The following is a 24,748-nucleotide window of genomic DNA, read 5'->3' as shown; positions in this document are numbered from 1 at the left end:
TCACTGCAGGAACTTCACGAGGTCAGCGATGACGCGCTCGTAGTTGAAGGCCGCGTACACGCGGTTCTGGATGTCGGCGAGGTACTGCCGGTACGTGCTGTGATCGCGGAGCATCCGTGCGAGGGTTTCGCTCGGTTCGGCCCCCAGGTAGAAGTGCTCGGCGCTATCGCCATACACCGGAGCCAGGTAGTCGAGGTCTTCGGTGAGGGCCGGCAGGCTCCCGGAGGCGAGCGTCTCGAACATGCGAGGTGTCAGCAGGCGCTTCTGCGCCAGGACAGGCCGTACCAGGATGGGGGTGATCGCCGAGCGGGCCATCTCGCTGACGACGTGCCCGAACGGCACGGAGACCGCGACTTCCACGCCGTGATCTGACAGCCATTTCGGCTCGGCGACAGTCGCCTGTTCGTGGCCGGGGCAGATCTCTTCGTCCCACCACCGGCCGCAGACTCGGATGCGCTGGATGCGGGGGCGTGCCGCTGCGGCGGCTCGTACGACGTCGGACAGTGTCTGCCAACGCCACCAGTTGCTGCCGATGTACTGGATCTCGTAAGGCAGTTGCCCGGGCGGGGGCGTTTCGGTGGCGGGCCTGTGGATTTCCGGCATGCCGAAGTAGGGGAAGTATTCGGCGCCTGGCGGCAGTGCATCGCCTGTTCGGGGCTGGAGGATGATGTCGCTGAGCTGCGCATACAGCTTGTGCCAACTGGCGGCGGTGTAGTTGCTGTGGGAGTCGTCCAGGCCCACAGCCATTGAGGGGCCCCAGTGGGCGTCCGGGTCGATGATCAGCCGCCGATGCCTGGGGATCTGCTGGCAGAGGTCGAGTTGGGCGTCAGAGAGGAACTGTCTTCCTTCGAAGACGAAGACGAGGTGCGTGGCCCAGTTGATGTCGTCGACGAGCGGCAGGTGCTGGGGTATCTGGGAGTCCAGGCGGGCGAGTTGGCTGGATACGGCGATCTCGCACGGGACACGGGCCGCGGCTTCGGCGTACGCGGCGATCATGTGGCTGGAGCCCGCGTTCCAGTGGAAGTTGCCGGCGAAGAGAATGCGAGGGCCGTTCATCACCGCGTCCCTCCCAGTGCCTTGACCGAGGGTGCGGGGTTCGTGGCGTCTGGCGCCGTTCTCTGGTGTGCGAGACGGCGATGCCGTTGGCGGCGCTCGACGATCTGCGGCAGGTGTCGGCACAACCAGGCGATGGCGAGAACCGTTTCGTACGTGCCGCGCAGTGGGGTCGTTTGCCCACCGACGCTCTTGCCTCGGAAGTCCTTCCTCAGCCACCTCCCGGCGAGCCGCAGTGTGTTGCGGAAGGTCCAGTCGACGTCGGTGGCCAGGTAGTAGTAGCGGTTGCGGCGCATGTGGGTTCGTCGGTACTTGCCGTTCCCTGCGCCGCCTCCGCCCTTGTGCTGAATGCCAAGGTCCAGGAGGAGGGCTACGCGCCATCCGGCCCATCTCACCCGACGGCACAGGTCTGTCTCTTCGTAGTAGGTGTGGAAGACCTCGTCGAAGAGTCCGGTCTTGCGGAGCGCGTCAGCGCGTACGAAGAGAGCGGCCCCTTGGACGTAGGCGTGTTCAAGGGTGTTGGGTGCTCTGCCTTCCTCGGGTCCTGCGGGGGAAGGTAAGCCCTGCCAGTCGGCGGCCAGGCCGTGCTGCTCTCCGCACCGCAGGGCGAGTCTGGTCCAGTCGTTGTGCTCATGGAGGTGCTCGGATGCGTCGCTGTATGTGTACTGCAGTGGACCGACGATCCCGTACTGGGGATTGGCGTCCATGAAGTCGACGAGGTCTCGAATGAGTGTGGTGGGAGTTCTGGTGTCGGGGTTGACCAGGAAGATGTAGTCCGCGCCCGCGTTCAGTGCGCGGCGCATGGCGAGATTGTTGGCGGCGGCGAAGCCGAGGTTGGTGCGGCTTTGGATCGCCTCGACCTCAGGGAAGCGGCGTACGTCGTTGAGGCTTCCGTCGGTGGAAGCGTTGTCGACGTATACGACGTCGAGGTGCAGGCCGGTGGTGTTGCTTGCGGTCAGTGAGCTGAAGCAGTTGTGGAGCCAGGGCCGCTCGTTCGTTCCGACGGTGATGGTGACCACCCTCGGCTGAGATGGCGCGTTCATGACACCCCTATGTGTTCGGGAGGTCGAAATCGACCGGGGCGAACTCGATGACGATGCTGCGACGGAATGCGTCGGTGCTGTTGGTCCGCGATGCGTGCACAGTGCGCACGTCATGAACGAGCACGTCCCCGGCCCTTGCGGGTGCAGCTTCGACCGGGCCTTGCTGCTCGACGGCCGTGACATCCGCGTCGTCCGGCAGCAGGTGTGAGTAGGGCACGTACTCGATGCAGCCGTTTTCGAAACTTGAGTCATCGAGGAACAGGCTGAGGTTGATGACCGTATGCGGCGCCACCGACGTCCTGTCTCTGTGCCACGGGACTCGCGCCGCATGGTGCGGCATCTTCACGATCATGGCGCACACCATGGGGCGGATTTCACGGCCCAGGACCTCGCCGGCCAACTCGTGCAGCGGCCCGTCTGCGAACAGTTCGTTGATCGGTGTCGAGCCTTGCTGCTCCAGGTTGTGGATCCGGTAGAGGACTTGCTCGCGGGCGTCAGCCCGTTCAAAAGACCAGTAGTCGTCGGACCTGTATCCGTGGCCGGTGAACTGCCCCACCAACTGCTCCGCCTCGCGGTGAAGTTCGGCCAGTGCGGAGCCTTGAACCAGGCCCGGAGCGGTCGCCAGGCCGTATTTGCGGACTTGTTCTGCCAGCGCGTTCATGAGTCCCCTCGCTTCAGGCCGATGTGTTGTCGCGAGAGGGGGATGTGCGGTGGCAGGCGACGATCATGTCGCAGACGGTGTCCGTCTGAACGTCATGGAGGATGTTCATGCCATCGAATCCTGCGTCTCGAATCGCCTGCAGCAGGGACTCCCTGTCGAACCAGAGAACCGTCTCGGTCAGCGCCCTCGTCCGGGGCTCGGGGTGCTCCTCGTGGACGAGCTTGACTGTGTGGCCGTCGGGTCCGGCCATCGTGCCGGTGCCACCCCAGTAGTGGGTGGAGATGAACAGACGGTCGGTGATCTTCGCGATCTCGCGTAGGTGCCTCCACGGTTCCTGGAGGTGGTACAGGAGACCGGCGCAGAGCACGGCGTCGAACGTGCCGAGTGCTTCGAAGTCGAGGGTCTCTACGTCCGCGCACATCCACTCGACGTTCGCGAGCTGGTGGAGGCCGGTGATGAACTCGCCCCGGCTAAGGTTGTCGGCTCGGCCTTCGACTGCGAGCACAGAAGTGCCGGGCCGGCAGGCGAGTCGGACCGTGTCCGCGCCTTCAAGCGCGCCTAGTTCAAGGATCTGCTTGGCGTCCGGGAACACGTCAAAGAATGCCTGTGCCCTGCCCTTACGGGGCGGTGCTGCGGATTCCTCTTCCGCAGTCTGTGCGTGGTCGAGCCGTGGGTAGGTACGGCCGTCGAACTCGAAGCGGTTGACCCACGGGCCGAGTTCGAGTGCCTCATGCTGGATCTCGTCGACGTTCATTGGGCGGTGCTCCTTGGTGATGAGGTTGCTTGCTGGATCAGTTCATGACGCTTCTGGCCTGCGGCCCGCGGAGTTGGCGGAGCCGGGCCTGCAGGTCCTCGCGGACGGCGCCTGCGGCAACAGCGCCCGTGTAGATGACGGCCAAGGTGGTGCGGCGGAGGGCTGATGCATTCCGGGTGTTCCGGTTCCTTTTCCATTCCTTCAGGAGCCCCTGCTTGGCGTCGTTGCGCCGTACCTCGCTGCGGCCTTGCCAGTAGGCACGCCTGAATAGGTAGGGGAACTGCAGCCGTTCGGCGGGAATGGTGTGGGTCACCGCGACGTCGTGGAGGACCGCCGAGTGGGCACCCTTGTGGACCATGTGGCGCACGAAGGTGGTGTCTTCGGCAGAGCCGAGGCTGGTTCCGACGCGTCCGAGGCTTTCGTCGAACTGCACTCCGAGAATGCGGGCTCGCTCTACGTCCACGGCTAGGCAGCCACCCCAAATGGAGGCGGGCATAGTCGGGTTGTGGACACCGAGATAGTGGAGCTGGCCATCGGTGAGACACCAGGGCACTCCTTGGCCGTTGAAGTCGGCCGATATCCGCGTCCCTACGATGTCCGCCCCGTCCGCGAAGGCGTCGCGGGTGGCGTCGACGGCGCTTCGGGTCAGGACGATGTCGTCGTCGATGAACACCAGGTACCGCATCGCGCACTCCTTCATCGCGCGGTTGCGGCTGTACGCCAAACCGCGGTTGAAGTCGTTGTGCAGCACCGTCAGTGCCGGGTGTGCCGGGATGCCGTCGAGGACCGGGGCGTCTGTGTCCACGACGACGATGAGCCGGTCCTGCTCACTGAGCATTTCGAGGGTGCGTTCCACTGCCGGGTAGATCTGGCTCGGTCGGTTGCTGCAGATCGCGAAGGTGATCGGGGTGCAAGTTCGCATCGGGGTGTGGCTCCTATGGATGAGTCGCAGCAAGTGGTCCCTATGCACCGGCACTTCTAGAGAAGTCGCTGCGTCCAGGTCGCCGGGGTCTGCTCGGTGACGATCTCCAGGGGCAGGTGGTAATTGAAGTCGCGGGGCCCCTGGGACTCGATCCACTCGGCCATGCTCGTCAGGCCATCCCGCAGGTTCACCTGCGTCCTGTAGCCGAGCAGCCGTCGCGCCTTATCGGAGTTGCACGTGGCGTGGTGGACTTCGAGTGGCCGGCCTGGCATGAAGATGGGGTCGCACGGCATCCCGATGATCCCGGCGATCGTCTCGGCGAGTTCCAGAATGGAGACTGTCTCTTCGTCGGGTCCGATGTTGATGATCTCGCCCCGGACTTCGGTGTCGGTTCCCAGTTTCGTCAGGCACGACACGACGTCGGAGATGAAGCTGAAGCAGCGGCGTTGAGATCCGTCGCCGTAGATCACGGGCTGCAGGCCACGCAGCATCCGGTTGATCATGATGGCCGCGACGTTCCTGTACGGATCGTCGAAACTCTGCCGCGGCCCGATGACGTTGTGCGGGACAGCGATGTTGAACTCGAAGCTGTGGGCTCGGCAGATCGTTTCGATGGTCAGTTCGGCGGCGCACTTGGCGATGCCGTACGGGTCGACCGGATTGCGGGGCATGTCCTCCGTGAAGGGTGGAGTGCCGCCGCCATAGCGGGCCATCGAGGAGCAGAACACGAACCGTCGAACTCCCGCGCTGACGGCGGCTGAAAGCACGGCGATGGTGGCGCTACAGGTGTGTTCGTGGACGAGGTGGGGCGAGAAAACGCTGACGCCTTCGTAGGGAGCAGCCGCACAGTGGTAGACGACGTCGACTCCCTTAAGGAGGTCCGCGTAGTCGGCGGTGTTCCGACAGTCCGCCAGGCGGAAGTCGGCGCCATCGGGAATGTTGTCCTTGTAGCCGCCCAGGAGGTTGTCGATTGCTCTGACCTCGTGGCCTTCGCCCAGGAGAGTCTCGGCTATGTGGCTGCCGAGCAGTCCCGCGACTCCGGTTACGAATGCTGTCTGTCCCACGTTGTCCCCTCGCTCTGTCGCCGAGCACATGTGATCGGGTCTCGCCAGGTCGGGCTCGCGTGGAGGCTTCATCTGTTCGCAGCAGGGAGCCGCCCTCGGGCCAGCGGGCCGGCCAGGGTGGCACTTGGGCTCCAGTGGAACGCTTGGGCTGCTGAGGATGCGCGTCGTGGGGTCTCGCCGGGTCCGGAACTGGTGGTCAGTCGCCTCGATCTCGCACGGGGTCTCAAGGCGGATTGGAGTGGCCACCGATGGTGCGTGTTCGGTCCTGACGGGAGCCCTCACGGCCTCCATGCAACTGAGTGCGATTACAAGATTCCACTGTGTGAACAGTGTGCACGGACAAACTGTCCGCACCTTTCGCCGCACAAGCCCTTGACACAGCACCCCAGGCACCTCACAGACAACAGGTCTCGGTGGCTCAATTGCCCCTACTTATGAGGAATTGGGGCCGTTGCCTTGGGGCTCGCGAGTCGCCATCGCCACGGGTCGGCGCCTTTCAGTCAGCCTCCGGCCCGCCTACGGCGGTCTGCCGGCTCTGTTAACACTCGGCGACCGCATTCGCAGGGCAGGGGATTGTCCGTACTCTGAACCGAGTGCTCCGTCGCGAAGGGACCGATCCACCGATGAGTGAAAACCTGACGCTGGGAGACCGTCTCCGTGTCGCCCGCAGGACACGGAAGCTGTCTGCCGCCCAACTGGCACAGAAGGTCGCGATCTCGCCGAGCTACCTCCAAAAGCTGGAGTCCGGCGCACGCAAGGCTTCACCGTCGCTGATCCTGGCCCTCGCCAAGGCACTGCACTTCGGGCCCGAGGTTCTCACCGGGCAGCCGTACTACGGCGAGCCGGAGGCCGAGGATGGCGTGCACGCCGTGATCCCCGAACTGCGGCGGCTCCTGCTCTGCTACGACACCCCAGACGAGATGGACATCAGCCCGCGGCCGCTTCCTGTTCTCGCCTCCGAAGTCGACCAGATATCGGCGCTGCGGCGCGATGCCCGCTACGTACCTATGGGCCCGCTGCTGCCCGCCATCATCACCGAGCTGACGCACGTCGCTTTGGACGGCCGTAACGGCGACCGGAGCAAAGCCTTCTGGCACCTGGCCCGCGCGTACAGGGCCGTGAACTCGCTGGCCCACAAGATGGGCCATCATGATTTGTCGAGCACTGCGCTGGAGCGCGTACGTTGGGCCGCCGACCAGTCCGGCGACCCTCTGATGCAGGTCACTTCCGGGTATCTGGTGGCCGGTGCAATGCTCCGCCAGGGCGCCTACTCATCGGCCCGCCGCAAGCTCCAGGCTCTCCGCGTCGAACTCGAACGGGTGCAGCCGGAGCGGTCCTTCACCGACGACGCGCTCGCCGTCGACGGTGCACTGGTGTTGAAGCTGGCGGTACTGGAAGCCCGCGAGAACAATCAGGATCGCTCGAGTGGCTACCTGCGGGAGGCCGAGGACGTTGCGCGAATGGCGGGCAACCGGGACTCGCTTGCCTACGAGACCTCGTTCGGGCCGACGAACATTCGTATTCACGAGTTTCACTCCATGATCGACACGGGTGACACGGAACAGGCCGTGGCGCGGCTTGCCGAGTGGGCTCCCGAGCCAGGGGGCGAGTGGGCACCGCCCGCTGCCACGGTAGGCGAGCGATCGAGTCATCACTTCATCGACGTGGCCTCGGCGAAGCTGGTGATGGGAAACAGGTCCGGCGCGTTCGATGATTTGCGCCGGGCTCGGAAGATCGCGCCGAACCACACGCGGTTCCATCCGTCAGTCCGTGAGACGACTTCTGCCTTGCTGCGGATGGACACTCACCCGTCCAACGAGCTGTCAGCGTTTGGCAGTTGGGCGGGCGTTACCAGCAACTGACTCCCTGTCAAGGGGTATGCGCAGAGACTCCCGCGCACAATCTGTCCGCGCACTGTCCTTGCAGAGTGGAATGGTCTCCTCACACCCAGTTGTGAGGAGGCCGTTTTCATGTCCGACGTCAACCGTGCAGGTCACACTCTGCCGCCACGATGGATGCCCATCGGCGAAGAGCCCGAACTGTGCTCTGCCGGCGAATGGTGGGATGCCATACGCGCAACGGAGGCAGTGGGTCGGCGAGCGATAGAGATCCTGACCGAGGCCCAGGACGCCGTCGGACCCGTCTTTCTCGAGCCCGAGGGCCCGGAACCGCGGATGTACTTCCTCGTGCCCCCGGGCACGGCGGCGCGATGGGAGGAGCCGGGCACCGTTCCTCTCGGGCGGAAGTGTCATGTGCTTGTACCTCACTCCGAGGCAGTAGAGCCTCCGGGCCTGCACTGGCATGTCTTCCCGCACGGGCCGCGAGCCCTGAACTCCTCCGAGCAGCTGCGCCGAGCACTGAGCAAGGCCCGCCGGGAACGCCAAGGCGCTGCGGAGCAACCGGACGCCTGATGGATCTCAGCATCTCGCTAGTCCTGCTTCTGGCGATTGTCCTCGTCGTGCTGATCCGCGGCGGATCAATCAAAGCAGGGCCCGCAATCGTCGCTGTGCTCTTCGGGTTCTTCCTCGCCGGCACTGGAATGGCCCCGGACATCGAGAAGTTCGTGACGAGCATTGCGGACATGATCGGCAGCATCGACTTCTAGGCCGTCCGGCGCGGCCCCCCATCGTGCGCTCTTTCGCCCCATCCAGCGCACACCCCTGTCGAGGAATCCAATGTCATCTATCCACCATGCCGTGGCATCAACTCCCCACTTAGCCCCCGGCTGGCCTGCACCAGGTTCCAACCGCCCCTCCCCCGTGGACACCGCCGTTCCCTACGGACGCAGGGCGTGGTGATGCGGCCCATCTACCACCCTGCGGGCCACGACGACGAACTACGAGATGCCCTCGTCGAGTTACAGGCGGGCCGCTGGAGAGCTGCACGCGACCTGCTGCACGACACCTCCTCGGACTGGCTGCTCAGGACATCGCGCACCCAGGTCCTTGCCGTTGCCGCCGCCCGCTCCGACGTCGTGAACGTGTGGCGTTCGGAGGAGCCAGACAGCTACGACGCCCAGGTGATGCACGCTCGGGTCCTGGTGGAGCGCACACTGCGTGCGCATCGCCAACAGCATGCGGGGGCAGCAGACTTCGAGGACCGGGCCCGGCGAATTGCATTACAGGCGGCGCACCGCAGCGCGAGCGATCCCGTTCCGTGGGTTTGTCTTCTGGCCTTGGCTCAAGTCGATGAGGAACAGAGGCGTCCCGAGCATCGCGAATGGTCTTCGGAGCCGATGCTGCCGAGCGGGCCGTGGCGGCTTCTGCACGAGGTCAACCAGCGCGACGCGTACAGCCGTGAGGCTTTCCACCGGATGCTGCAGTTCATGCTCGCCCAGGATGCTCCGCAGGGTGCATCACTGGCTGCGATCTTCGACTTCGGCCGCTGGGTGGCCTCGTGGGCACCAGTTGAGTCGCCGTTATTGTTGCTGCCGGTGTACGCGCAGGTGGAGCAGTGCCGCCAACTGCTGGCCCAGGGGCGGAGGGATCCGCTGTGGCGGCGCCAGTGGGCGGACGAGCCCGCCATCGGCTACACGCTCAAGGCGTTCCACGAATGGTTCCGGAAATCCGACCCGTCGCGGCAGTCCGTAGCCGATCTGAGTCATCTCGCCTATGCCCTGTGGGTGAGTCACAAGTTCACCGAGGCGGCCGAGGTGTTCTCGGCGATCGCTCCCTACGGAGCCCGTGAACCGTGGATCTCCGTCCTCGAGAAGCAGCCCAGCCCGCCCGAAGGAGAGGCCTTGCTCTTGCGGGCCTGCCGGGAGTCGCTCTCGTACGCCGCCAGTCACTCGCCTCGGGCTGGACCGCACCCGCACCCCCGCTTGGCATGAACTCGACACTGCTGGCCTGAATTCACCCACTCCCCTCTCTGGAGGAACTTCCGTGTTCCGCACAGGCCCTAGCGGCCGCCCTACTGGAACCACGGCCGACGATGCGTATCTGCGTGAGCTCGGCTATGAGCCAGTCCTCACCCGGCGCATGGGCAGCTTCGGAAACTTCGCCATCTCGTTCTCCGTGATCAGCGTCCTGAGCGGCTGCATGACCCTGTACGGCTTCGGGCTGATCACCGGCGGGCCCGCGGTCATGCTCTGGGGCTGGATCACCGTCGGCTTCATGGTGATGCTCGTCGGCCTTGGCCTGGCCGAGGTCACCTCCGCCTACCCCACTTCCGGCGCTCTGTATTACATGGCCGAGCAGCTCGGCGGCCGCCGCTGGGGCTGGTACACCGGCTGGCTCAACCTGCTCGGCCTGCTCGGCGCCATCGCCGGCATCGACTACGGGGCCGCACTGTTCATCTCCGCCTTCGCTGACTTGCAGTGGGGTTTCGAGGCCACGCCGGGCTCCACCATGCTGATCTTCCTGTGCGTTCTGCTCCTGCATGCTGCCTTGAATCTGCGTGGGGTACGGGTCGTCAGCGTGCTGAACTCGATCAGCGTGTGGTGGCACCTGGCTGGAGTCGCGGTGATCGTCGGCGTCCTGGTGGTCGTCCCGTCCCACCACCAGTCGCCGAGCTTCGTCTTCGGTCATTTTGCGAACGAGACCGGCTGGGACAACCCGCTGTATGTGGCGGCCATCGGCTTGCTGCTGGCGCAGTACACCTTCAGCGGATACGACGCCTCCGCGCACCTCTCGGAAGAGACGACGAACGCGCAGGTAGCAGCATCCCGTGGCATCGTCCGCGCGATCTGGGTGTCCTGGGTCGCAGGATTCGTCCTTCTCGCCGGGCTGACCTTCGCCATCAAGGACTACGCCACCGTCCAGGGCGCGGCCGTGCCCCCAGCGCAGATCTTCCTGGACGCCGTAGGGACGTCCGGCGCGAAGGCACTGCTGCTGATCGTGATCGTGGCCCAGCTGTTCTGCGGCAACGCCGAGACCGCAGCCGCGAGCAGGATGGCCTTCGCGTTCTCCCGCGACGGCGCCCTGCCGGGCTCGGCCTGGTGGCGCCACGTCGACCCCCGTACCGGAACCCCCAACCGGGCAGTGTGGCTCGCAGTTACTGCAGCCGCTGTCCTGGCGCTGCCGTCGCTGTACAGCCCGACCGCGTATGCGGCGGTCACGGCCATCAATGTCCTGGGGATCACGCCCGCCTACGCCATCCCCATCTACCTGCGGATCCGCTATCGCCGCAAGTTCCGGCCCGGCCCGTGGAACCTGGGCCGCTGGGGCGTGGCCATCGGCAGTATCGCCGTCTTGTGGGTGGTGTTCGTGACCGTCTTGTTCTGCCTGCCCCAGACGAGGCCCGACACGGGCTTGTTCTCCGTCACTACGTTCAACTACGCGCCCCTTGCTCTGGCCGTCGCCTTGGCGTTGGCCTGGCTGTGGTGGCGGATCGCTGGACGTCACGACTACAAGGTGCCCGTCCACGCCTACGATCACGGCCGCTCCATAGAGCTTGAGCAGGAGATCGTGTGATGGCGACGCCTAACGCTGGTAACGGGGCGCTGGACCACCTGCCGCCATCCCCGAAACGGACCGTGCCCCGTCAGCCCTCTGGGCTGATCACCCCTGAGCAGCTGCGCGAACTGGTGGCGGCGGGCCTGATCGACACGGTGATGTTCGCCCTTCCTGACCTTCAGGGCCGGCTGAAAGGCAAGCGGTACAGCGCCCGCCACTTCCTTGAGCGGGTCATACCCGGTGGCGCGGACATGTGCGCCTATGTGCTGGCCACCGACGTCGACATGACGCCCGTGGACAACTTCGCGCTGGCGTCGTGGGAGACCGGCTACCAGGATCTGGTTGCCGTCCCCGACCTGGCGACACTGCGCACGGTGCCCTGGGTCCGCGGAGCCGCTGTGGTGCTCGGTGACGCCGTCACCCCTGAGGACCAGCCGATCGAAGTGGCCCCGCGGCACATACTGCAGCGGCAGCTGGAGCGACTGTCCGCCCACGGCCTGCAGGTGAAGGTCGGGCTGGAGACGGAGTTCGTCGTCTACCGAGGCACAGGCACCTACGAGCAGGCCTCCGCAGGCGGCGATCAGGGGCGGATGCCGATGGCCGAGGAGAACCTCGACTACGCACTCGATCACGCACCGGAAGTCGACCGCTTCTTTCATCGCCTGCAGGCAGCCCTGACCGGCGCCGGCCTGCCGGTGGAGGCGATCAAGACGGAAGGAGCGCCGGGCCAGGTCGAGGTCACCTTCCAGTACGGCGACCCTGTCGCGGCCTGCGATGGGCATCTGCTGTTCAAGCACGCCGTACGCGCTGTCGGGAGGCGCTGCAGCCTGGCACCGACCTTCATGGCCGCACCCGAAACAGGTATTGGCAGCGGCCTGCACTTGCATATGTCGCTGTGGCGGGACGGGGCGAGCGCCATCACCGGCCCCGACGGCCGTCTGTCCGACCTCGCCGAACACGCGATCGCCGGAATGCTCGACGCCCTGCCCTCCTTCGGACCGCTGTACGCGCCGAACGTCAACTCGTACAAGCGGTTCACGCCCAAGTCGTTCGCCCCGACCGCTTTCACCTGGGGAGTCGACAACCGCAGTTGCGCGATCCGCGTAGTCGGCCACGGTGAAGGCCGCCACCTGGAGCTTCGGGTCCCGGGCGCAGATGCCAACCCCTACCTGGCTCTGGCCGCGGCGCTCGCGGGCATCAACTACGGCATCGCGCACCAGTTGAAGTCTGGCCTCGCCGAAAGCGGCAACGCTTACGCCTGCGCTAACGGCGCCATGCCTGTGGCGTCCACGTTGCAGCAGGCCCTCGTGTCATTCAGGCACAGTCCCACGGTGCTAGACGCAGTCGGCCCAGACGTCGTGGCCCACTACGCACACCTGGCTCAGTTGGAACTGAACCACCACCAGCAGCTGGTCACCGACGCCGAGCGACAGCGTTGGCTCACCCGAGCCTGACCTCATGGGCGGCGCCAACTGGTGCCGCCCACCCCTAAGCGATGCGACGAAGGGACGCCGCTTCCATGACTGCCCACAGCTCCACCGCCCTGAAGAGGCGGCTGACTCCGCACCAGTTGCGTGTTCTCCGCTTGATCGCGGCCGGAGGATCGAGACCCGCCGTGGCCGGCGCACTCGGGATCACCCTGGACACCGTCAGCACCCACCTACTTCGGACGAGTCAGCGGCTGCAGGTGACGGGACAACCAGGGCTCGTGCACCAGGCCTACATCGGTGGAGAGCTCGACCGCCCTCACCGGGCGCACTGCGCCGTGGAGTTCGACGATCTCGACCTGCGCCTGTGGCACCTGATTGCTTCCGGAGCCACGCACGGCCAGATCGGCGGCACATTCCGCGCCGCCCGAAGCACGGCAGGGGTGTGGATACGGCGTCTGCGGCGACGTGCCGGTGCCGCCACCGATGCGCACCTGGTCACTCTGGGCTGGGGCTACGGGCTGCTCGGCGTAGAAGTCCGCAGGTCAGAGCGGATTGTCAGTGCTGGTTGGCAAGCTACGCACCCGCACGACAACACCATGAGTACTCAAGTGATCACTCATGGTGCCGTGCGGTGGGTCAGCGAACGGAAGGAAGCCGCGTAGTGAGCACGATGCCGATGAACCTCCACAGCCTGATGGCAACGGTGACCGACGAGTACACCGTCATCACGGAACACTCCAGGCCAAGCGACATGCGGCCCTCTGTGTGGGAGGTTCAAGGAGCCGACGGGCACCGGTGGTTCGTCAAGCAACACGTCGGCCCGAAGCTCCATCGCCGTGAAGTCGACGCGTACGAGAAGTGGACTGCCACTCTGGGCGCGGGCCGCGCGCCCTCTCTGGCAGCGGCGGACTCGACCGAGCGGACCATCGTGGTCACCGGGGTGCCTGGTGTCAGCCTCGACACCCTTCGCCTGCCGGCCGAGCAGGAACGTGAGGCCTACCGTCAAGCCGGACAGCTCCTGGCCCGGCTGCACGCCGTGGAGAGCGAGCGGCCTCAACCAGTCGACGCTCCAGCCTGGGACAGCGTCCTGAGCAAGCGGCTGGACGGCGCTGGTGGCCTCGTCCCGTCGGACGTGCTGACACTGCTGCACGCTCTCGCCGAGCAGCCACCGGCGCCCGGGAGGCAGGTCCTGTGCCATGGCGACTTCATGCCGAAGAACTGGCTGTGGGACGCGAGCGAACAGCGGCTGCGGATCATCGACTTCGAGCGAACCGAATGGGCTCCCGCCACCGGGAAGGACCTGAGCCGGCTTCACTACCGGGTCCTGCACCACCGCCCCGATCTTGCTGCCGCCTTCTACATCGGCTACTCGCGTCCCCTCACGCCGCAGGAGTTGTATGCGCGTGCGGCGTATGCCGTCGTGGACGCCCTTGATTGCTTGCGGTGGGGCGTCGACCACCGTGACCTCGGCCTCGTCGATGAAGCCCACACCATGATCGAGAACCTGCGGACGGAGCACATCCAGCAGGTGTTGAGAGGGCGCCGAGCATGACCGTCTCCAGCCCCACAGACCCGGAATGGATGCACACCAGCCAGCCGACAGATCGCAATGCCGTGGCACAACTGCCCATGGTCAGGCGGCAGCATCGTGCATGAAGAATCGGCCCAAGAGATGCTCAGCGAGATCCTCGCCGGGCACTACGGCCTGTCCCTCAGATCCGCTGTACCAGTCCATAAGGGCACGGACACCGTCAGTTGGCGGGCCGAATCCGACGATGGCCTGCGCCTGCGCATCAAGGAGTACAGCTCCCTCACCCCAGACGACATACAACACCTGCGCACCGTATGGGACATGTCCGAGTACTGCCGGGCTGCGGACCTGCCTGTGCCTCGGGTCTGGACCATCAACAACGGCCGCCTGTTCGCAGTAGAAGGAGGCCGCGCCTGGGCCGTCACCGACGAAGCACCGGGCAGCGCCTCCACCAAGCCCATGACCGTCGATGGGGCCGAACAACTCGGACTACTCCTCGGCAAGATGCACCGTGTCCTCGCCGCCTACCCTCTGCTCAAATGGCGTCGCCCCGCCCGGTGGCATACCCGCAGCGTGGAAGAAGGCGTCGCCCGCTGTAACCGCGCCCTCAAGGGCGCAGTCCGGCAGCACGAGCCACACCTGCCGCAGGTGCGCCAAGACCTTGAGCAGCGGCGCGAGGATCTGCGGCGCTATACCCGATCGCTGCGTGCCAGCCTCCCCCACGACCTGGTCGAACAGGCCCTGCACGCCGACGTCACCCCCACGAACGTCCTCACACAGGCCGGCAAAATCACCGCGCTCGTCGGCTTTCGCGCGGAGACCGCCATCTGTGGCTGGGAGTTGGGGCGTGCCGCGTTCGATCCGCGGACCGTTGCAGACGGATCCCAGTGGGTGCAGTGCGCCGTGCGCATGATCCAGGCCTACCGGTCACAGAATCCGAGCCTCCCCCACCCCCAGATACAGGCCACCGCGCGGATCGCGCTGCTGCACATGCTCTTCAGCTTCTACGGCGCGACCACCGCCGAGTACGCACTGCCCGACGAAGAACGAACCAGGCTGCAGCAGCACTGGATGGACCAGCAGCTCGCTATCCGGCGCCTCCTGACGAATCTCGACGACCTCGAGCCCACACTCGCCGCCACCAATGGGGGGCGGTGAGGTGATGAGGAGAGCCATGTCCGGCAGCCGTCGACTGGCGGACGATCCAGCCTTCAAGGAGACCCACTTCGTGGTCATCGACTTTGAGGGCACCACACCCAAAGGTCACTCTCCGGAGCCGATCGAAGTAGCCGCGCTGGGGCTGCACTACGAGCCAGGCAAAGGTCCCGTCCACAGTGGCTTCTCATTCCAGTCCTTGATCAATCCACCAGCCCACGCTCCGGTCACCGAGCGGGATGTGGCACAGACCGGTATCACAGCCGCAGATGTTGCCGCCGCGCCGCGAGCCGCCACAGTGCTGCATGCGCTGGACGACGCATTGCCGGGACGGCCGAAACTTCTGGTCGCCCACCATGCACCAGTCGAAGCCGGATTCGTGTACCGCTACCGCGAGGCCTGCCCGCGCCTGGCATACACGCGGCTGGTGTGCACCCGGCTCCTGGGGCGGACGATCTTCCCCGGTCTCTCCTCGTACTCCCTGGACGCCCTTCTGTCTCACTGCGGGATTCCTCAACCAGCGCATCGTCACCGGGCGATGGACGACGTCATGGTCACCGCGAGCCTGTTCCGCCACTTGCTTACCGAGGCCTCCCGCTGCCACCACATCACCAGCCTCGCCGACCTCGTACGGATCGCCGGCCTGCAGCCCCGCGCGATCGCACCCACCCAACTCGAACTGTCCTGACGTCCACGTCCGAAGGAGCAGCCCGTGCACCAGGCCCACCGTCCCCACTCAGCTACGGCCCCCATGCTCGGCCCGGCGCACTACCTCGGGTATGTGTACGACGCCGAAGCAGAGGTGTACGGCGGCACGGGCCCCTACGTACGGGTACGCCTGGCTGCACCCGTCACTCGTATCGGCCCAGCCCGTCCCGCCCCTGCCAGTGGGCAGACCTTGCTCAGGCTCCTGGCCGACCCGCACCATGCCGTCGATCTCTTCGGCTGGGGTCCCGAGGCCCACCGGCAAGCGGACGCAGCCGCTCGCGCAGCCCGGGATCTCTGGGGGTACGCCGTCGCCACTAAGTCGCCCGTCGTCGAGAGCCCGCAAGACGGGATCTGCCTGTGACTTGGCGAAGCAAACGCGCCAACAAGGCGGCGGAAGAGAACGACGAAGAGCCGGTCGTATCGGACTCCGAGAAATTGCTGTTCGGCGGACCGCTGCGCTACGACCAGGGCTGGTCCCGGCACGAAGAAGCCCGGATGAACATCGACTTCACGAGCATGGTCAAGCAGCTGCCCACACAGTTGGCGACCGTGCTCCGGCTGGCCTGGGACGCAGACCGCGCCGCGACCCGACAGCTGATCGGCGCGGAACTCGGTCAGGGCATCGCCCGGATGGTCACCCTGCTCGCGGTCAACGCGGCGCTGGCGCACGTGATGACTATCGCTACTTTGCAGGAGCGGGCCCGGGCCGCTGCTCCGGCGCTCGTGGTGGTCGCGTTGTCCATGATGGTGGCGTCCCTGTGCCGGTCCCGGTCCACCTATATGACCGGCCGTCTCGAACCCAAGGTGGAGCGACGGGCAACGGAGACCTACCTGGAGCGGGCCTGCCAGGTGGAGTTGTCGGCGATCGAGGACGACAACTTCCACCGCCTCCTGGACTCCGCTCAGCACGGGGCGATGGCTGCCCGCTATTCCATCCGCATGGGCACCCAGGTCATCAACGCCCTTCTCGGTTTCGTGGCCGCACTCGGTGTACTCACCCTGCTGCACTGGGCCTTGATGCCCATGCTCGTGCTGATGGCGCTGCCCAGCGGCTGGTCTGCTCTGGTCACCGCCCGGCGCCGCTACCGCCTCTGGCAGGCCTGGGTCCAGCATTCACGTGCCTGCCAGCGGATCTCCCAGATGATCATTGATCCGAAGGCTGCGCCCGAGATCAGGGTGCATCGGGTCGGCCCGTTCCTGTTGGAGCACTTCCGCGGCATGTCGGAGGCAGCCGAGGCAGAGAAGGAGCGTGTGGCCCGGCAGGAGGGGCACACTGTGCTCATCGCCTCGGCTTGGACCGGGCTGGCCACCGCGGCCGCCTACGGCACTCTGTTCGCTTTGTTGTGGTTCGGCGTCATGGACCTGGCCGTGGCGGGCACCGCGATCATCGGCATCCGCACGGGGGCGGCGAGTCTGACGACGGTGGTCAATCAGCTCAATTCCCTGAACAGCGAAGTCCTTTACGTGGCCGACCTGCAGCGGCTCATCACCGAGGCCGACCGGCTGTCTATCCCGTCCGGTGGCGTGGATCTCCCTGAACAGGTGCGTGATATCCGCTTCGAGAACGTGTCGTTCACCTACCCCGGGCAGAACGACGAGGGTGAACTAGCCCTGAAGGACGTGTCGCTGTCCATCCCTTCCGGACGGATCGTCGCGCTCGTCGGAGTCAACGGCGCCGGCAAGACCACGCTGGTGAAGCTCCTCGCGGGCCTGTACCAGCCGACCTCCGGCCGGATCATGTGGGATGACGTGGACGGTGCGCACGCCTCACGTGAGCAACTCGCCTCCAGGGTCGCGATGGTGGCGCAAGACTTCGTGCGGTGGGTCTTTACCGCCCGGGTCAATGTCGGCATCGGCCGCCCCGATCTCCCCATGGACGATGACCGGCTTCAGGCGGCTATCGAGCAGGCTGGCGCCCAGGACGTGATCGCCAAGCTGCCGAGGGGACTCGACACGCTTCTCGGGCGAGGGTTCCGCGGCAGCGCAGAGCTCTCCGGCGGACAGTGGCAGCGGGTAGGAATCGCCAGAGCAGCCCGGAGGGACGGCGAGCTACTGATCGTGGATGAACCCACGGCCGCGCTGGACGCTCGGGCAGAACTGGAGGTCTTCGACCGTATCCGGGCCCTGGCGGATTCCGGACAGACCATCGTGCTGATCACCCACCGGCTCGCCTCCGTACGGCATGCCGACCTCGTCCACGTCCTCGACGACGGCCGTCTCGTCGAGTCCGGTAGCCCCGGCGAACTCCTCGCTCAGGACGGATCACTGTTCGCGGAGCTGTACGACCTTCAGGCGAGCCAGTTTGGAAGTGAGCGGAGTTGCAGCGGAGGGGTAGTGCCCACGCCTCGCTCATCCCGGTCCGACACCCCTTCGTCGGCCAAAGCCTCATGAACCCGCATCCTGCACCGCGCACCCGTCAGGCCTCAGCACCACTGCTCCCTCTCTCGGCGCAGGTCGGCGAATGGGCCCGGGCTCGCCTCGGGTCGATCAGGCCCTGGCCGCTGCCCGCGGAGCTCTGCGGAGCAAAGGCATGGCGGGTGTCGGTGCCCCAGGGCCTGATCGACATCCGTGTCGTACGCAATGATCTGGACTTCCGTCGGGAGGTCCAGGCCTACCGGGCAGCGATACACCGCCTTGGCCCTGCCCACGGGCCGCGCTTGATCGCCTCCGAGCCGAGGCTGCGCGCGCTGCTGACCACGCATCCCCGCGGCAGGCCTGTCGACGGCGAGGCGTCCCTGCATGTGTTGCCGCGCGTCCATGAGGATGCCGGCCGCCTGCTGGCTGTCCTGCACGACAGCGCGGAGCATGTGGGCGACGCTCGTGCACAGGCCGCCCGGCATCTCACCCACTACGTCAAGCACGTCGTCCGCCTGGTCGACCGCACCACTGCGTGGCTGAGCCTGGAGGAAGCCGAGGCCGTACGCAGCAGCGGCGACAGGCTGCTCACCCACGTCCAGGATCTGCCTGTGGCGTTCTGCCACGGCACCTTCGGCCCCGCTTCGTGGCGGTGGAACATCCAGGGCCAGACGTTGTCCTTGACCAACCTTGGCCAAGCTCAAGTCCTCCCTGCTGTAGTGGACTTCGCTCGCTGTGCACATCTTTGGGCCACGCAGCCGCATCTGGCCGACATGTTCTTCGCCGGGTACGGACGCACCCTCGATCACAACGAACTGCTCGTACTCGATGCCGCCGCAGTCCTCACCGCGGCAGAAGACCTGCACCACGCGGTGGTGCTGCGTGACGGCGACGCTCTCTCCGGGGCCACCGCTGCTCTCCGCGACGCCATCCGCGGCCGATCATCCGCACGAGACTGTGCCGCCATGCCGGACCGCGAAGGTGTCACCTCGCCTCTGGGTACGGCCAATGAGTGTCGTGAGGAGGGAACTTGATGCAGGAGGCACTGCGCATCCGTGCAACACCCTGACAACAGGTCGGCCGAACTCAGCAGAGAGACTAAAAGGGATTCCTATGCGGAAGTTCATGCACACCGGGCGCCTTTGGGCTTCGCCGGACGCCCCAGATGAGGAGTGGGCCAAACCGCACGTCCTGTGGCTGCCGCAGTCCGAGCCCCAGGTCCTCGACTACTTCGCCCGGCTAAGCGAGGTCGTAGCCCGCTACCCGGACGTGATCGCCCCGATCGCGCCGGAGGACCTACATATGACGATCCAGTCCATCAGGCCCTTGAACACGGCAGGTGTACGGGTGGACGGCACGCAGCTTGAGAAGGCTGCGGTCGCAGTCCAGAGTGAGCTGGCGGATCTGGAGCCGTTCCGTATTGAGATCGGTCCGGCGAGGGCATCGGGGTCCGCTGGGATCGTCGAGATATGGCCGGAGGAGGGTCCGGCGCTCCTCAACCGCCGGGTCCGCCGTGGGCTGTTCGCCGCTGGCATGGATCTCCCGCCCGAGGAGGAGCATTTCTGGAGTCACATGTCGTGCGGGTATGGCATCCAGGACACCGACACCCCGGAACTGGCTGCTCGTTCAGATCAGCTGGCCTCAGATCTAGGGAAAGCCATCCGGCCGGGCATCCGCACCTCCGCCCTCGTCTCTTCGGTGTGGCTGGTGTGGGAGCGGCAGGTCCCGGACCGGAACACGTACACGTTCCAGCCGGTCCACGAACTCCGCCTGGCTTGTGGCGCCACCGACTAGAGCGATGCCCGAAGCCGCTGATACGGAGACGCTGTTGGTCCGGCAACCGGAGATCGCTGCAGCGGGAGCCCGTCTCGGTTTCAACAACTCGACCCGAATGCCCGTGATCGCCCAGTGCCGCTAGTCGCCCATCACGCCTGAAAAGAGAAGGAGACTCGTGAAGAAATGGACTCCCTCGTTCCAGTCCCGTCAGTGGAGGGACGGAATGCGGGTCAGGCACGTATACGCGCTTCCGGAGAGCAACACCGACACCGAGTTGCTGGCTCTGGTCGAGGCGTGCCGTTCTTCAATGGCGTCGTACCCAATCGACCTTCAGCGCGATGACCTGCTGCATATCACGATCGCGATGGACACCTCGGTTCCTGCGGACCAGATGAGCCAGCAGGACACCGTCGTCTTCGTGGCCGCCCTCCGGAAGGAACTGGCCGGCATCCCAGCCTTCCGAGTCATGTGCGGTCCGCCCATCGCCAACAAAGCCGGTGCCGTCCTGGATGTCTTCCCCAACGACGAGTTGGATGGTCTCCAGGGCCTGGTGTGGAAGGCCCTCCTGGACGCTCGAGGTCCGTCCGCAGTCTTGTATGAGACGGGTCGTCCGCACGCGTCCATCGGGTACTCCTATGACGCCGCGGACAGCGATCCCCTTCAGAGCACCCTGCGTGCAATCACTCCCCGGCACGCTGCGTGGACGGTCTCGCGCGTGCACGTCCTCGATGTCGCCTACCACCACAACAAGTTGCCGGACGGTCGCTCCGCCTGGCAGATGTCGTGGGAAAGGGTTGCCGAGATTGGGCTGCGTTCCCGGCACCCTGAGAACAATTCGGCGGGACCGGTGGAGGACAGCGGCCGATCATCTGGCGCATCGGGCATCTGATGACGAGACCGTGGATTCGTTCGGATCGACTGCTGTCTCGATCACACCTCACTACCGTGAGGGACCGAGCCCTGCCGTGCGAATCTGCGGGCATGGGGGGTCTGCGATGAGAGGGGTGCGGTGGGTATCGGCTGGAGCACGCTGGTCGTGGCGGTGTGTGCGGTGGTGGCGTTCGTCCTCTTTGGTATCGCCAGAGGGGCCCGTCAGCAGCATCGTGAGAGCACCCGCCAGGCGTTCATGCAGCTGCAGAGCGTGCAGAAAGCAGCCACCAGTCTCGCGGAGTTGACTAGTCGGCCTGCTGTCGCGTTCGCACCGCCGTTCGCGGATGGTCGGCCGTCACCGTTCGGCTGACTGTGGTGGTCCGTCAAGATTGATGAGGAGGGTCAGGCTCAGCACTCGACGGGCTGGACGTGGACATATCGGGGTGCTCGGAAAGCTGCTGGTGTACCGATGGCCTGGCGGCGATCGGGAGTCGAGTTGACCATCGACGGCCCGTAGAGCATGGCTGCCGCAACCGCGCCGCTAGAAGTGCCTGGCCGATGACGGCCAGGTGGCTATGCGTTCCGGGCCGGTCGATGCGCGACCTTGTGCAGGCCCGAAGTGGTGATCGAGAGGAGCGAACCATTGGCCGAGGGCAGCGAGACCGCCAAGGCCGAGGTACAGGTGGTGTACCTCGGCGAACAGTCACCGGATCAGTGGCACGCCAGTGTGTTCCTGGCCGGGCCGACCCCTCGTACAGCAGAGGTGGCGTCGTGGCGACCGGAGGCGATCGCGGAGCTCACCGCGCAGTGGCAGCATCCGGGCCTGCTGGTGGTCTTCGTCCCTGAGGCGCGCACCGGGACCGCGCTGCCCGTGGTCGCGGCCCAGTCCGCCGCCTGGGAGCGCACCGTAATGGACCAGAGCGACGAAATCCTGTTCTGGGTACCGCGGACGATGAATGGCCTTCCGGGGCTTTCGACGAACGTGGAGTTCGGCCGGTACGAGTCTTCCGGACGGTGTGTTCTTGGCTATCCGCCCGAGGCCGCCCACATCGCCTATCTGCACGCGACAGCAGAGCACTGCAACGTCCCTGTCGCCCACAAGCTGCCGGAGACCGTTGACCTGGCCCTGAAGCGCGTTGGGGCCGGTTCCCTGAGATCAGCTGGTCATCGGTCCGTCCCGCTGCTGGTGTGGCGAGCCAAGTCTTTCCAGCGGTGGTTGGCTGCTCAAGCGGATGCTGGCAACCAGCTTGTCGGTGGCGAACTGCAGTGGACTTTCCGTGTGGGGCCACAGCAGCGGCTGGTGCTGTTCTGGGGCTTTCGGGCCGAAGTGCTCGTCGCTGCGGAGGGCCGGGTCAAGAGCAACGAGATGGTCATCGGCCGCCCGGACATGTTTACCGTGATCGCTTACCGGCACGGCGCAACATGGACTGAGAGCGAGGTGGTCTTGGTCCGGGAATTCCGCTCTCCGGCCAGGACTCCGGACGGCTACATCCACGAGTTGCCTGGTGGCTCCTCGTCCGACGAAGCCTCCGATGGGAGCAAGACGGCGGCGGCCGAACTGAGTGAGGAGACAGGGCTCCTGATCTCGTCGGAACGGCTGCGTCTGGTCGCTGTGCGCCAGAGCGCCGGGACGGTTTCCTCCCACACGCAGACCGTGTACGCCGTCGAGTTGGCCGAGGCGGAAATGGATCGGCTTCGTCGCGACCAGGGTCACCACGGCAACGCTGAGGAGAGTGAGCAGACGTACGTCGAGGTTGTGCGGGTCGCCGACCTCCTCGACGCGCGCAACGGACTCACGGTCGACTGGACCACGGTGGGCATCATCGCTCAGGCCCTCCACAACAGCGCGGTAGCCCTGTGAAGCGGCGCACTGCGCGAGCCCGAGGGTGGCGCAGGGCTGGAAGCGTCCAGGACGCTAGGCCAATGAACCCTCTCGCGCTTCCCGTCCTCGCCGGCGCTCTCGGTGCCGTCGTGCTCTGCTCCGTGCTCGAACCGCACTTTCCGGGGCTACGCCGCCGACGCCCGGCCGCGCAGGCAGCGAAGCCGTACAACGAAATTACGTGTCACCACCACAGCGGGCTGGAATCGCTGTGCCCACGCAAGGTGATCGTGCCGTCTGGGGCCATTACCGAGGACGTGCTGGAGGCGTACCTGCCCGAGGGTTGGGCCTGGAAGCGGCTGTCAGTCGACTTCACGCTCGTCACCTTCTGCCCGGAGCACCGGCATCAGGCGCGCTTGCTCGGCCGATGAGTGGCCTGAGGCAGGCGACGGAGCTCAGGCCGCTCGACGGAGTGCATGGCCGGCATAGCTGAAGAGGGCAGACGCCTTCGCGCGTCGCGGCTACGGGGTGTTCACGAGCCACAGCTGTGTCTCCGCCAGCAGTCCCGGCTCCGGTGGCCACGGGAGTGCCGGTTTGCGGCCGGTCAGCGCACCTGCATCCACCGTGACGGTGTTGGGAGCACATGCGGCTTCAAGCAGTCCGGTGACGAAGCCGAACCACTCGGCGTACTGGGCGTACAGCGCATCGTCGGCCGGGCGGGGTTTCTCCCCGTTCTTCAATGCGGCCTGGTCATAGTGGATCTGTGTGGACTTGACCGCTTCGGTCAATGTGGTGTCGGCGAGGAACAGCGTGTGCTTGGCCAGGTCGCGGAAGCCGTTGCCGTGCTTGCCTTCATCGGATACGAGGACGAGCTCGCCCATAGGTTTGTCTTCGGCGTAGTCGATGAATGTGAGCTGGAGAAGGTCATCGCCGCTGCCCGGGAGGATCAGCCCCATTCCGGGGACCGGCATGCGCCCCTCAAGGCCAAACGGAGCGCGGTCATCGGGGAGTTGTGGAGGCAAGTCGGCCGCAGGCAGCAGGGCGTGCCGGCCGCCGCTGAGCCACGCGCCGACCGCTGCGATGCGCGGCCCGTCCCACATGGCTTCATCTACCGTCGCCCCGTACACGTGCATGAGCAACGCGCCGAGTCGAAGGCTCGGCACCCAGCACCACGTCGGCCACTCGCCGTACTCCCGCACCCGCAGCTCCTCCAACTGCGGGAAGATCCCCGGGTATACCTGGTCGACCTCTGCCTCCAGGCGATGCCAGTGCTCGGCCGCTGCACGATACGAGTGGGCGATCTTGCGCAGCTCTGGCTGGAGTTCCCCATCTTGCGCCGGCGCGAAGACGCCGTGCGAGGCCACCCGTGGTGTCGGTGCCACGGAGTCGAGACCCCCGAACTCTCCTCCGTGGTCAGCCTGCAGCCGGGCGGCGCGTTCGGCAGCTTTTGCGGTGATTGCTTCCAGCACCGTATTCGTAGCAGCGGCGGTGGCGACCTGAACTCCGCGCCTCTTGGCCTTCTGCGCGGCAAGTGCGCGCCCAAGAGTGGGTTCGGGCCTTCGCTCTGCCACCTCCACGGCCTCAGTGGACAGGGCGTACCAGGTCGCCACGACGGTGCGCAGCGGGATCTGCGAGTACCGATGCCCGGACGGTACGTCGATCTCCCACAGGCGGCCGTCCACGATCGGGGGGAGCGGCAAGTGCAGGTCGAAGTCCGGATAGATCGGGAGTCGACGGTCCGGGTTCGACGGTTGAGTAGGCGGGATAGACCACCAGGCGAGATGCACGCCAGGGGCGAATCCGTCCATGGGCGGGCCCCAGGTGACCACAGACATCGGCCAGCCGTTGACCAAGTCCCCCATGGATGTCGTGGAGACGAACATTCCGGATGGCGCGGGCAGCAGATCCTCTGTGAACGGCAGCCGCAACTGGCGGTCCTGTCCCGCCGCTTTGGCTGCTGCCACCACTGCCACGTCCACGGCGAAGGTGGTGCCGTCTGCGATCCGACGACCTTCGGCCTTCAGCAGTTGCTGTATCTGCTGCTGCCTGGGCAGGGCACCCCACTGGGCCGGCATCGTGAACGCCTGGCCCTCATTGAGCAGCATTGACCACACCTCAACGGCCAGCGGAGAGCGGAGGAAATCAAGCGCCTTGGACCGCAGTGCGGCAGCGTGGTCGGCCAATGGGTGCGCAGTCATGATCGGACCCTAGCCC

The 24,748-nt window shown here is 65.9% G+C and carries 24 protein-coding genes; 17 read left to right on the top strand and 7 right to left on the bottom strand.

The window, feature by feature from the left end; genetic code table 11:
* Genes OG453_RS07355 through OG453_RS07330 form a run of 6 tightly spaced genes read right to left on the bottom strand, consistent with a single transcriptional unit; the run spans position 1 to position 5,497 of the window.
* Positions 1 to 1,056 carry a glycosyltransferase gene (locus OG453_RS07355; protein WP_266865696.1) on the bottom strand — a complete coding sequence of 352 codons (1,056 nt, stop codon included), beginning with the start codon at positions 1,054 to 1,056 and terminating at the stop codon, positions 1 to 3.
* The gene (locus OG453_RS07350) at positions 1,056 to 2,096 is read right to left on the bottom strand and encodes a glycosyltransferase family 2 protein (protein ID WP_266865695.1); all 1,041 of its coding nucleotides are present in this window, start codon (positions 2,094 to 2,096) and stop codon (positions 1,056 to 1,058) included. Before OG453_RS07350 ends, OG453_RS07355 begins: the two co-directional genes overlap by 1 nt.
* Positions 2,097 to 2,103: 7 nt before the next feature.
* The gene (locus OG453_RS07345) at positions 2,104 to 2,757 is read right to left on the bottom strand and encodes a phytanoyl-CoA dioxygenase family protein (RefSeq protein ID WP_266865694.1); all 654 of its coding nucleotides are present in this window, start codon (positions 2,755 to 2,757) and stop codon (positions 2,104 to 2,106) included.
* A gap of 13 nt (positions 2,758 to 2,770) precedes the next feature.
* On the bottom strand, positions 2,771 to 3,511 hold the full coding sequence (locus OG453_RS07340) for a bifunctional 2-polyprenyl-6-hydroxyphenol methylase/3-demethylubiquinol 3-O-methyltransferase UbiG (RefSeq protein WP_266865692.1): 741 nt from the start codon (positions 3,509 to 3,511) through the stop codon (positions 2,771 to 2,773).
* Between the two features lie 37 nt (positions 3,512 to 3,548).
* The gene (locus tag OG453_RS07335; protein WP_266865691.1) at positions 3,549 to 4,433 is read right to left on the bottom strand and encodes a glycosyltransferase family 2 protein; all 885 of its coding nucleotides are present in this window, start codon (positions 4,431 to 4,433) and stop codon (positions 3,549 to 3,551) included.
* Between the two features lie 56 nt (positions 4,434 to 4,489).
* On the bottom strand, positions 4,490 to 5,497 hold the full coding sequence (locus OG453_RS07330; protein WP_266865689.1) for an NAD-dependent epimerase/dehydratase family protein: 1,008 nt from the start codon (positions 5,495 to 5,497) through the stop codon (positions 4,490 to 4,492).
* Between the two features lie 623 nt (positions 5,498 to 6,120).
* Here OG453_RS07330 and OG453_RS07325 point away from each other — a divergent pair.
* From OG453_RS07325 to OG453_RS07245, 17 genes are all read left to right on the top strand, one after another.
* Entirely contained in the window at positions 6,121 to 7,359 is a 1,239-nt protein-coding gene (locus tag OG453_RS07325) for a helix-turn-helix domain-containing protein (RefSeq protein ID WP_266865687.1), read from the top strand.
* Between the two features lie 548 nt (positions 7,360 to 7,907).
* The gene (locus OG453_RS07320) at positions 7,908 to 8,102 is read left to right on the top strand and encodes a hypothetical protein (protein WP_266865685.1); all 195 of its coding nucleotides are present in this window, start codon (positions 7,908 to 7,910) and stop codon (positions 8,100 to 8,102) included.
* A 192-nt stretch (positions 8,103 to 8,294) separates the two neighbouring features.
* Positions 8,295 to 9,326 (top strand): hypothetical protein, encoded by a 1,032-nt coding sequence (locus OG453_RS07315; protein WP_266865684.1) that lies wholly within the window; start codon positions 8,295 to 8,297, stop codon positions 9,324 to 9,326.
* 52 nt (positions 9,327 to 9,378) lie between these two features.
* Positions 9,379 to 10,908: an amino acid permease gene (locus tag OG453_RS07310; protein ID WP_266865682.1), complete on the top strand. Its 1,530-nt coding sequence runs from the start codon at positions 9,379 to 9,381 to the stop codon at positions 10,906 to 10,908.
* On the top strand, positions 10,908 to 12,344 hold the full coding sequence (locus OG453_RS07305; protein ID WP_266865680.1) for a glutamine synthetase family protein: 1,437 nt from the start codon (positions 10,908 to 10,910) through the stop codon (positions 12,342 to 12,344). The genes OG453_RS07310 and OG453_RS07305 overlap by 1 nt, the downstream gene beginning before the upstream one ends.
* Before the next feature lie 41 nt (positions 12,345 to 12,385).
* Positions 12,386 to 12,982: a LuxR C-terminal-related transcriptional regulator gene (locus tag OG453_RS07300; RefSeq protein ID WP_323178615.1), complete on the top strand. Its 597-nt coding sequence runs from the start codon at positions 12,386 to 12,388 to the stop codon at positions 12,980 to 12,982.
* 8 nt (positions 12,983 to 12,990) lie between these two features.
* Positions 12,991 to 13,872 (top strand): aminoglycoside phosphotransferase family protein, encoded by an 882-nt coding sequence (locus OG453_RS07295; protein ID WP_266869739.1) that lies wholly within the window; start codon positions 12,991 to 12,993, stop codon positions 13,870 to 13,872.
* Positions 13,873 to 13,992: 120 nt separating this feature from the next.
* The gene (locus OG453_RS07290) at positions 13,993 to 15,009 is read left to right on the top strand and encodes a phosphotransferase enzyme family protein (protein ID WP_266865676.1); all 1,017 of its coding nucleotides are present in this window, start codon (positions 13,993 to 13,995) and stop codon (positions 15,007 to 15,009) included.
* A 16-nt stretch (positions 15,010 to 15,025) separates the two neighbouring features.
* Complete coding sequence (locus tag OG453_RS07285; protein WP_266865673.1) at positions 15,026 to 15,694, top strand: PolC-type DNA polymerase III; 669 nt, start codon at positions 15,026 to 15,028, stop codon at positions 15,692 to 15,694.
* 24 nt (positions 15,695 to 15,718) lie between these two features.
* Positions 15,719 to 16,075 carry a hypothetical protein gene (locus OG453_RS07280; protein ID WP_266865671.1) on the top strand — a complete coding sequence of 119 codons (357 nt, stop codon included), beginning with the start codon at positions 15,719 to 15,721 and terminating at the stop codon, positions 16,073 to 16,075.
* A gap of 134 nt (positions 16,076 to 16,209) precedes the next feature.
* On the top strand, positions 16,210 to 18,105 hold the full coding sequence (locus OG453_RS07275) for an ABC transporter ATP-binding protein (RefSeq protein WP_266865669.1): 1,896 nt from the start codon (positions 16,210 to 16,212) through the stop codon (positions 18,103 to 18,105).
* A 146-nt stretch (positions 18,106 to 18,251) separates the two neighbouring features.
* Complete coding sequence (locus tag OG453_RS07270; RefSeq protein WP_266865667.1) at positions 18,252 to 19,103, top strand: hypothetical protein; 852 nt, start codon at positions 18,252 to 18,254, stop codon at positions 19,101 to 19,103.
* A 91-nt stretch (positions 19,104 to 19,194) separates the two neighbouring features.
* Entirely contained in the window at positions 19,195 to 19,863 is a 669-nt protein-coding gene (locus tag OG453_RS07265; RefSeq protein WP_266865665.1) for a 2'-5' RNA ligase family protein, read from the top strand.
* 157 nt (positions 19,864 to 20,020) lie between these two features.
* Positions 20,021 to 20,734: a 2'-5' RNA ligase family protein gene (locus tag OG453_RS07260; protein ID WP_266865663.1), complete on the top strand. Its 714-nt coding sequence runs from the start codon at positions 20,021 to 20,023 to the stop codon at positions 20,732 to 20,734.
* A 120-nt stretch (positions 20,735 to 20,854) separates the two neighbouring features.
* A complete protein-coding gene (locus OG453_RS07255) occupies positions 20,855 to 21,085 on the top strand; it encodes a hypothetical protein (RefSeq protein ID WP_266865661.1) in 231 nt (76 codons plus the stop codon).
* 273 nt (positions 21,086 to 21,358) lie between these two features.
* Entirely contained in the window at positions 21,359 to 22,576 is a 1,218-nt protein-coding gene (locus OG453_RS07250; protein ID WP_266865659.1) for a nucleoside 2-deoxyribosyltransferase domain-containing protein, read from the top strand.
* Positions 22,577 to 22,638: 62 nt separating this feature from the next.
* The gene (locus OG453_RS07245; protein WP_266865657.1) at positions 22,639 to 22,965 is read left to right on the top strand and encodes a hypothetical protein; all 327 of its coding nucleotides are present in this window, start codon (positions 22,639 to 22,641) and stop codon (positions 22,963 to 22,965) included.
* 90 nt (positions 22,966 to 23,055) lie between these two features.
* Here OG453_RS07245 and OG453_RS07240 read toward each other — a convergent pair whose 3' ends face one another.
* On the bottom strand, positions 23,056 to 24,732 hold the full coding sequence (locus tag OG453_RS07240) for a hypothetical protein (RefSeq protein ID WP_266865655.1): 1,677 nt from the start codon (positions 24,730 to 24,732) through the stop codon (positions 23,056 to 23,058).
* Positions 24,733 to 24,748: the final 16 nt, after the last annotated feature.

Origin of the sequence: Streptomyces sp. NBC_01381, from assembly GCF_026340305.1 — a bacterium.
Taxonomy (GTDB): Bacteria; Actinomycetota; Actinomycetes; order Streptomycetales; family Streptomycetaceae; genus Streptomyces.
Note: the sequence above shows the minus strand (reverse complement) of the source record. Positions and strands in the feature narration are given on the sequence as shown.